This is a genomic window from Bacillus sp. JJ1532, assembly GCF_036965085.1.
Taxonomy (GTDB): Bacteria; Bacillota; Bacilli; order Bacillales; family Cytobacillaceae; genus Cytobacillus.
The window spans coordinates 1-8,176 of the sequence record NZ_JBALOW010000026.1; the positions used below are offsets into that span (position 1 = coordinate 1).

Annotated in this window: 6 protein-coding genes and 1 riboswitch; of the genes, 5 read left to right on the forward strand and 1 reads right to left on the reverse strand. The window is 36.6% G+C overall.

The window, feature by feature from the left end:
* From V7122_RS10630 to V7122_RS10650, 5 genes are all read left to right on the forward strand, one after another.
* Nucleotides 1-1,400 (forward strand): hypothetical protein (locus tag V7122_RS10630; protein ID WP_335526648.1); only part of this gene is annotated, 1,400 nt, incomplete at its 5' end.
* A 769-nt stretch (nt 1,401-2,169) separates the two neighbouring features.
* Complete coding sequence (locus V7122_RS10635; RefSeq protein WP_335526651.1) at nt 2,170-2,436, forward strand: hypothetical protein; 267 nt, start codon at nt 2,170-2,172, stop codon at nt 2,434-2,436.
* Between the two features lie 705 nt (nt 2,437-3,141).
* Nucleotides 3,142-3,236: riboswitch (cyclic di-GMP riboswitch) on the forward strand.
* A 125-nt stretch (nt 3,237-3,361) separates the two neighbouring features.
* Nucleotides 3,362-3,541, forward strand: a complete 180-nt coding sequence (locus tag V7122_RS10640) for a hypothetical protein (protein WP_335526653.1) — start codon at nt 3,362-3,364, stop codon at nt 3,539-3,541.
* A gap of 830 nt (nt 3,542-4,371) precedes the next feature.
* Complete coding sequence (locus tag V7122_RS10645) at nt 4,372-5,319, forward strand: nucleoside hydrolase (protein WP_335526655.1); 948 nt, start codon at nt 4,372-4,374, stop codon at nt 5,317-5,319.
* Between the two features lie 28 nt (nt 5,320-5,347).
* On the forward strand, nt 5,348-6,262 hold the full coding sequence (locus tag V7122_RS10650; protein WP_335526657.1) for a nucleoside hydrolase: 915 nt from the start codon (nt 5,348-5,350) through the stop codon (nt 6,260-6,262).
* A gap of 921 nt (nt 6,263-7,183) precedes the next feature.
* On the opposite strand, the gene V7122_RS10655 is transcribed toward V7122_RS10650, so the two are convergent.
* Nucleotides 7,184-7,636, reverse strand: coding sequence for an OsmC family protein (locus V7122_RS10655; protein ID WP_335526660.1), 453 nt, complete (start codon nt 7,634-7,636; stop codon nt 7,184-7,186).
* Nucleotides 7,637-8,176: the final 540 nt, after the last annotated feature.

Genomic DNA, 8,176 nt, shown 5'->3' on the forward strand with positions numbered 1-8,176 from the left:
CAATCAAAGGTTTAGTTGAAAAGGATGTAGATCCAGATCCAGTAACACCAGTTGAATCTACAACAACACCGGTAACGGCAACAGCGGTAACAGTAGGTCAAACATTAGCGTCTTCAACACTAGCTGGTAAGTTTGAGGATGGACAAGGTAATGAAGTAGCTGGAATATTAGTATGGACAGATGAAACAACAGAAGTAACTAAAACTGGTGACTATGCTTGGACATTTACTCCTGACGATACAGAGGCATTTAATGTAGTAACAGGGACAGTGGAAGTAGAAGCAACCCCAGACTCAGAGTGGAATCTAGACCAAGTAGCCCAAGCTGCAAAAACTCATATGGAGCAGAACGAATCTATAGGAACCTATGAGGATGCATACCCAGTAGCTGTTTTATCCTATGAGGCTGGAACATTAAAAGCAACATATACTAAGGCTGCGTTAGAAGGGTATCGTGACTACAGAAATGGTGAAGGTGGAAGCTTTGATATCCTAGCAGGAGTGATGAATGACTTTGCTAGATACTTCAAGTCATTAAACTTGCAAGGTGTTGAAGCAATTACCTATGGTGGTGTTGAGTATACATGGGATTCTACTCGTGGAGGAGCTAGTAAGTATGTAAATAATGGAACAACCCTTGTAAGTGCAGTGGTGAGTGATTTTGTAGCAGAAGTATCAGCAGCTGAAGGGAATTACACAGACTTTACATTTGACCCATTTGTATTTACTATCAACGGTCAAAACTTGACATGGGTACTAGCATCATCTGAATGGGAAGTTATTTTAAATGTGTTCCATGGTGAAAAATGGCCTCTAGACCAAGTAGCCCAAGCTGCAAAAACTCATATGGAGCAGAATGAATCTATAGGAACCTATGAGGATGCATACCCAGTAGCTAGCTTAGAGTATGCAGGTGGAACACTAGGAACATTAACAGCAAGATATACTAAGGCTGCGTTAGAAGGGTATCGTGACTACAGAAATGGTGAAGGTGGAAGCTTTGATATCCTAGCAGGAGTGATGAATGACTTTGCTAGATACTTCAAGTCATTAAACTTGCAAGGTGTTGAAGCAATTACCTATAGTGGTGTTGAATATACATGGGATTCTACTCGTGGAGGAGCTAGTAAGTATGTAAATAATGGAACAACCCTTGTAAGTGCAGTGGTGAGTGATTTTGTAGCAGAAGTATCAGCAGCTGAAGGGAATTACACAGACTTTACATTTGACCTATTTGTATTTACTATCAACGGTCAAAACTTGGCATGGGTACTAGCATCATCTGAATGGGAAGTTATTTTAAATGTGTTCCATGGTGAGAAGTGGCCAGTCGTAATGGAATCTCTAGATTTTGGTATAAACTTTGTTATTAGTGAATATGGTGTAGTTAGGTTCGTGTAAAAATAGTTAATAATAGAGAACTATAGTGCCTAACAGCCTAGATAACGTTTCACACAATTGAAGAAGAGGGTAATCCCATTCAAATGTGGTACCCTCTTTTTTTATTATCCAAATCCGTATCACTCAACATTTCAATCAAATATTATATTCATAGGAAAGCGATTCTAACTCATCCAGCTCTAATTCCTTTCGAGGGATTAGTGCTATTTTAATTTTAGGAGGAATGTGAAATGAGAAAGTATGATTACACCGAACAGTTACCGTTGCCATTTGTTGATGTTGTTAAGGAAGAGAAGTAGAGCCAGCAAAGCGAGTGAACATTGTGGTGTGAGGTGTAAGCTCGTAATCAAACAACGCTTATAAACTCGAGGCACCTCCTGGTACGATATCAAATTTTAAAGGAGGTGCTTTTCTGATGCCGCAAGAAAAATTAAAATTGTCCCTGTTCAACTCGAAAACCTCATCAACATCTCCGATGCCCCGTTCCTCTAGCAGCTGCACAGTGTCAAAAAATCCCCACCTGTTCCCGGATAGACATTGGGTTATTATTTAAATAAATTGTTAAATATAGTGCATGTGATTGGAGGTGTTGTTAACTGAAAAAACGAATTTACGCTAAGACCATTGAAAATTTGAAAAAGTATATGATGATTTTTTACGGGAGTCTTAGTAAATAAAATATGTTATATTTACAGGAAAAGGGGTGATATCAATAATAAAAATTTCTTATGATGTCTCTAATAAAGTTAGTAAAATGGTTAATCAAGTGTTGAAAGAAATAATTACTTTTTATATAGAATTGGAAGAAGATAGTGGCGAATTAAATGCCCAGTTAAATTATATATTCCCAACATTTATGGTTAGGAATGAGATTGAGAAATGCAAAGAAATATTATATGAATTACAAGAATTTGCTGCAGACAGCTTTCCACATATGCTTAATCCACTTCAAGAATATGCTCTCTACTTTTTAATAGAGTGGTATAAAAATGGAGGTAACGAAGAAAATATAAAGATAACCACACATCTAATATAAACTTTATTACTGAAGACGATGAGTACATTATTGAAAATATAAATGATCTGGAATCATTCAAAACGTTTTTATTTGATTACTGGGATTTTTTGGGTGTTGATTCTTATGTAGATATGTATTTTTATTCCCCGAAATCATTAGAATTCTTTTAGGTTGTTCAGAGTTGTTCTCATTTTTTTTCTTTTTTATAAATTTCAAGAAAAATAGCATGATTTTCTCTTGTTGGTAAATGTAAATTGTTATTGTACCTTTTGACATAAAGGCTCCTATCTTTAATTTCACCTAAAGCTCTTAGATTCCTTCTCCACTACTAAAACTATCTTATAAAATATATCTCTGTCAGTACAATAAACATATTAACCAACATGTTGATTGATATGCGCTCACATTAATATAACCGTTCCTAGTTTCTCTCCGAATTTAAAACTGTTTAACAACTGATCAGGGCAATTGCATCCATTAATTTAGGTGAATATCTTTTATTTTGAAAAAATGGAAACGCTCCTACCGGTAATGATTACAGTCATAGCTCCAGTATTAAACGTCTACAATAATCTTGTTGAATAAACACTCAAGAATAAATCAAATAAACAATTGTCGTATTATGTAACATTTGTGTAAAATTTAGCTAAGTTTTGTTGACTATTCATTTTATGTTAATTACTATATAAATTGTAAGAAAGTAATGGTAATTTTGTTATTAAAATTTGATAAAGGCAAACTCATTGAAAGATGAGGACGCAAAGCCATGGGTCTGTCGTTCAGCTTAGCTATTGAACTATGATCGCCAGGTTGCCAATTAACTTTATATAAGTAAAGTGATGGCTGCTCTCTTTATCAGGGACGGCTATTTTTGTGCAGCGATTGTAGAGCAAGTGAATTTTGCTCGCAAAATATGGTGGAAATGGTGGAAGAGGTAGCTAATATGGCTGAACAAGCCACAGGAAATACAAAAAATGTGGCTGCTTCAGCAAAGGAACAAAATGCCTTAATGGAAGAAACATCGTCCTCAGCGGAAGCTTTGATTACAATGGCTCAAAATCTACAAAAAGTAATAATTGATTTAAAGTTTAGAATCAATTTTTCATGTGTCATTGTTTTATAAGCATTTATTATACATAGAAAAGGAAGTATGTTTAATGCTGGATTCCATAGGTGGAGTATCACGCTACGATTTTCTGTTACGCCAATTTCAATATGAGAATAAATGGATCACGGAAGAAATTCAACAATCGCTAGATAGATTCTGTATGTTCCTATACAAACACACTAATGTTCACTATTTTTCGTTTGTTAATGAAAAGATCTTGATAGCTTATATTAAATATCATCGGTCCATAAATTTTGAAATCATTTCCTTTATGCAAGCAGTCAAGGATGTTAATAATTTTCTCCTTTTTCTAAGGAACAATAAATATGATAGTAGTCATCAAAAAATAGATTTATCGATTGGAAACTTTAATCTTTGGACTAGGTTGTAGTTAGGATGAGGTACCTGCCCATTCCTAAAGGGTCTAATTAATCGTTTGATTAAGAAGAGAAAGAAGATAGAGCGAAAAAGGTTCTGGATGCTTTGGCATCGCCATGATAGGTATGACCCAAAAATACGAAGCACTCAAATTTAGTAGAAATCAATGCTGTCGGTCTGTGTTCTTTTATATAAGGAATTGAAATGGTCTCATTTACCTTTGAGATCATTTTTCTTTTTTACGTGAAAATTTGATATTATAAGATTGTGTTATGTTGAGCATTCTTTTTTGCTCTAGTTTTCCACTATAAGAGAGACTATGTAAATTGGAAATTAAGTGGTTCTATTTTAAATGATCTAAGACAAACCATTTTAGCTCGATTGATATATGCCCTATGAAAGCATAATAAATAGTAGATTCTTTATGTGTGGCATTTACAAAGTAATGAAAAGGACGGTATTTTTCTATGCTAGAAAACAAGAAACGCAAAATTATTCTTGATTGTGATCCAGGTCATGATGATGCCATTGCTATTTTACTCGCAGCAGGGAATCCAAACATCGAATTAGTCGGTATTACAACTGTAGCAGGGAACGCTGAAGTGGAGAAAACAACGAAGAATGCCCTAAAAGTTTGTGAGATTGCCGGCATGTATGATGTACCTGTTTTCCAAGGAAGCGGTCAACCGCTTGTCAGAAAACGAGAAACAGCTCCCGATATACATGGAGATTCCGGAATGGACGGACCGGTTCTGCCAGAGGCTACTAAAACGATCGAAAAGGAACACGCTGTTGATTTTATTATTCGAAAGCTAATGGAATCAGATGGGGATATTACACTCGTTCCTACTGGCCCGCTAACGAATATCGCGATGGCTATGAGACGTGAACCGGCTATCCTATCTAAAATTCAAGAAATTGTCATCATGGGTGGAGGTACGTTTGGCAACTGGACTCCAGCAGCAGAATTCAATATTTATGTTGATGCGGAGGCAGCAAAGGTTGTTTTTGAGAGTGGCGCTCCGATTACGATGATGGGGCTTGACCTTACTCATCAAGCTTTAGCGACTAACGAGGTTTGCGAACGCATTGCTGCGATTGACAATCCCGTTGCGCAATTTGTAAGCGAGCTACTGGTGTTTTTCCGCAAAACGTATTTAGAGGTATTTGGATTCGAACATCCACCTGTACATGATGTTTGTTGTGTAGCGTATTGTATCGATCCTTCTGTTGTTGAGGCGAAAAAGTTGCGTGTGGATGTGGAGACAACCGGGGTTCATACTTACGGAATGACCTTAGTAGATATGCACGGTGTAACCGGGCGTGAACCAAATGTCAATGTTGCCTTGAAGCTAGATCATGCGAAGTTTTGGGATATGGTTATCAAGGCACTTCAAAGTTATACTAAAAAATAATTTAAATTGTTGAATGGTGGGATTTGTTTTGAAACCGATTATATTTGATGTTGATACGGGAATTGATGATGCATTAGCGATGTCTTACTCCATAAACTCTCCAGAACTAGAGCTGCTTGGTTTTACGACCTGTTTCGGTAACGTACCCGTAGAAGAAGCGACTCGTAATACACTTACTGTTATTGAAAAGTTAGGTAAGGACATCCCTGTTTATCAAGGAGCTGCTCAACGATTTGTGCGCGGTGAAAAAGAGTTTTGGGCGAGACATGTCCATGGAGAGGATGGAATAGGCAATACGTTGAAGAACGAACCAACGTCTCAAGCGAAAAGTCAATTTGCCCCGGATTTTATAATCGAACAGGTGAAAAATCGCCCGCATGAAATTACGATCATTGCTGTGGGACCACTGACGAATCTTGCTTTAGCTATCCAAAAAGCACCGGAAATCATCCCGCTCGTTAAAGAGGTCGTTATCATGGGTGGGGCTGTGAAAGTACCAGGGAATGTAAATGCTTATGCAGAAGCGAATATCTTCTCTGACCCTGAAGCAGCTGATTATGTTTTCTCATCTGGTTTACAGGTGACCCTTGTAGGATTAGATGTAACCTTGCAAACATTATTGCCACTATCAAGGGTTAACGAATGGCGTGAGACTGGAAAAGAAACAGCTCAGTTTTTTGCGGACATGACCGAGTTTTATATCGGATATTATGAGAAATATTATCCAGGTATCGCCGGTTGTGGTCTTCATGATCCACTTGCCGTGGGAGTTGCCATTGATCCAAGTTTTGTAGAGACGGAAATGATGAATGTAAAGGTTGTTTTAGAAGGAGAAGAGGAAGGAAGAACCATCGGTCATCTTGAAGGTGAACCAAAGATTCGCGTCTGTACAGAAGTAGAAGCAGATCGATTTTTAGAACATTTTCTTAGTAGAGTTGTATGATTTAAGTTGAATTCTTCACTTACCAAGACTAGATCCCACAGAAAAGCGGCGGACTGATCGGCTTTTCAGTGGGGTTCTTTTTTTTGTTTGTTAATAAAAAGATTTTAATAGCTTATATAAAATATCGTTGATCATTAAATTTTGAAATCATTTCTTTTATGTAGGCAGTCAAGGGTGTTAATAACTTCTACCTTTTTTAAGGAACGATGAAAATTGTCATCCAAAATTAATTTATCCATTGGAAATTTCACTCTTTGGACTAGATTGTAGAAAAGATGAAGTATCTACACATTCCTAGAAAGTTTAATCAAACGTTTAATTGAACAGTTCCAATCCCTTGCCCTGCCTGGCTTTAAGGGGATTTAATTAAACGTTTGATTAATATGTAAGATTGTATTTATTTATCAATTTAAAGCAATGGCCCAATTTTAATAATTATTATGATACAAACCTAGTGAGATCCTGTCCGATCAGTGCAAGAGGGGATTAAACAAACGTTTGATTAAACAGTTTCAATCCCTTGTCCTGCCTGGCTTTGAGGGGATTTAATTAAACGTTTGATTAATATGTAAGATTGTATTTATATATCAATTTATAGCAATGGCCTAATTTTAATAATTATTATGATACAAACTTAGTGAGATCCAGTCCGATCAGTGCAAGAGGGGATTAAACAAACGTTTGATTGAACAGTCCCAATCCCTTGTCCTGCCTGGCTTTGAGTGGATTTAATTAAACGTTTGATTGATAGAAATCCGAAAAAGTATTAGCGGAATAGTGGATCATTTCGGTCGCAGTGACAACCGGGAAAATCTTGTTTCACAATAGCCGCATATTAATAGAGACACACAAGAACTAAATTTTCCTGTGTGTCTCTTATTAGTTTATATATTAGTATTATCTTGTCTTTGCGTCCGCATTTTATTTAACAGGCTGATGAACAACCACTTTTGAAGAGACAAGATTCACAGGATTGGCAATCGTGTCGCCGACAGGGCAATGATCTTCAACGAATGCTTTAAATGCTTCGATTTTATCTTCTGGGGCATCTGTTTCGATATGAAACGTATATCGTATGGATAAGAATCCTGGTCTCACATCTGATTTGTTAAAAAACCCGTCAAGGTCAATATCTCCTTCTAATTCAACCCAAAACTTTTGAAGATCGATATTGAATTGCTTTGCATACGTTCTCGCTACGATTGACTGGCACGCACCTAAAGCGGACAGAAGGAGTTCCACCGGATTCATTCCTTTATCCGTTCCTCCTAGGCTAGCTGGCTCATCCACAATGACTTTATGCCCTCTCGATTCTGTTTCCACTAATACGTTTTCTTTTAATACTGTTTTTGCTTTAAATGTTGTAATCGCCATCTTTTTCTCTCCCTTTCCTATTTGGATTTCACTTACTAGCTTTACGGCTTTGGAAAAATGAAAACATCTTCTCTAAGATAAGAGAAGGGTGCATGACAAAACATGAAGACATTTTGCCAATACCTTCTCATCTTCTGGTTGATCAGCCACTCTTCTAAATTTGGCACCAGGTTTCATCACAAACTGAGTGACTTTAAAAGCTGGATACCGAGAGTTCACTGGGTCAGTCTCACCCTCTATCTGAATAAGAAGATTTTAATTCATATTATTCCAATAAGAATTATTGTATTCATATTATCATAAAATTCATTCAAGTCAAATTATTTTTTCTGAAAATTAGAGCCAGTCCCGGTCATGTAATGGAGCATTAAACAAACGTTTGATTAAACAGTCTCAATCCCTTGACCCGCCTGGCTTTGAGGGGATTTAATCAAACGTTTAATTAATATGTATGTTCGTATTTTTATATCAATTTATACCCACTGACTAATTTTAATAATTATTACGATAAGAACTTGGGTAGAGCCTGTCCTGTTAGTG

Coding starts and splice junctions, on each gene's coding strand:
- V7122_RS10640 (WP_335526653.1), top strand. CDS start 3,362: ATGGCTGAACAAGCCACAGGAAATACAAAAAATGTGGCTGCTTCAGCA.
- V7122_RS10655 (WP_335526660.1), bottom strand. CDS start 7,636: ATGGCGATTACAACATTTAAAGCAAAAACAGTATTAAAAGAAAACGTA.
- V7122_RS10645 (WP_335526655.1), top strand. CDS start 4,372: ATGCTAGAAAACAAGAAACGCAAAATTATTCTTGATTGTGATCCAGGT.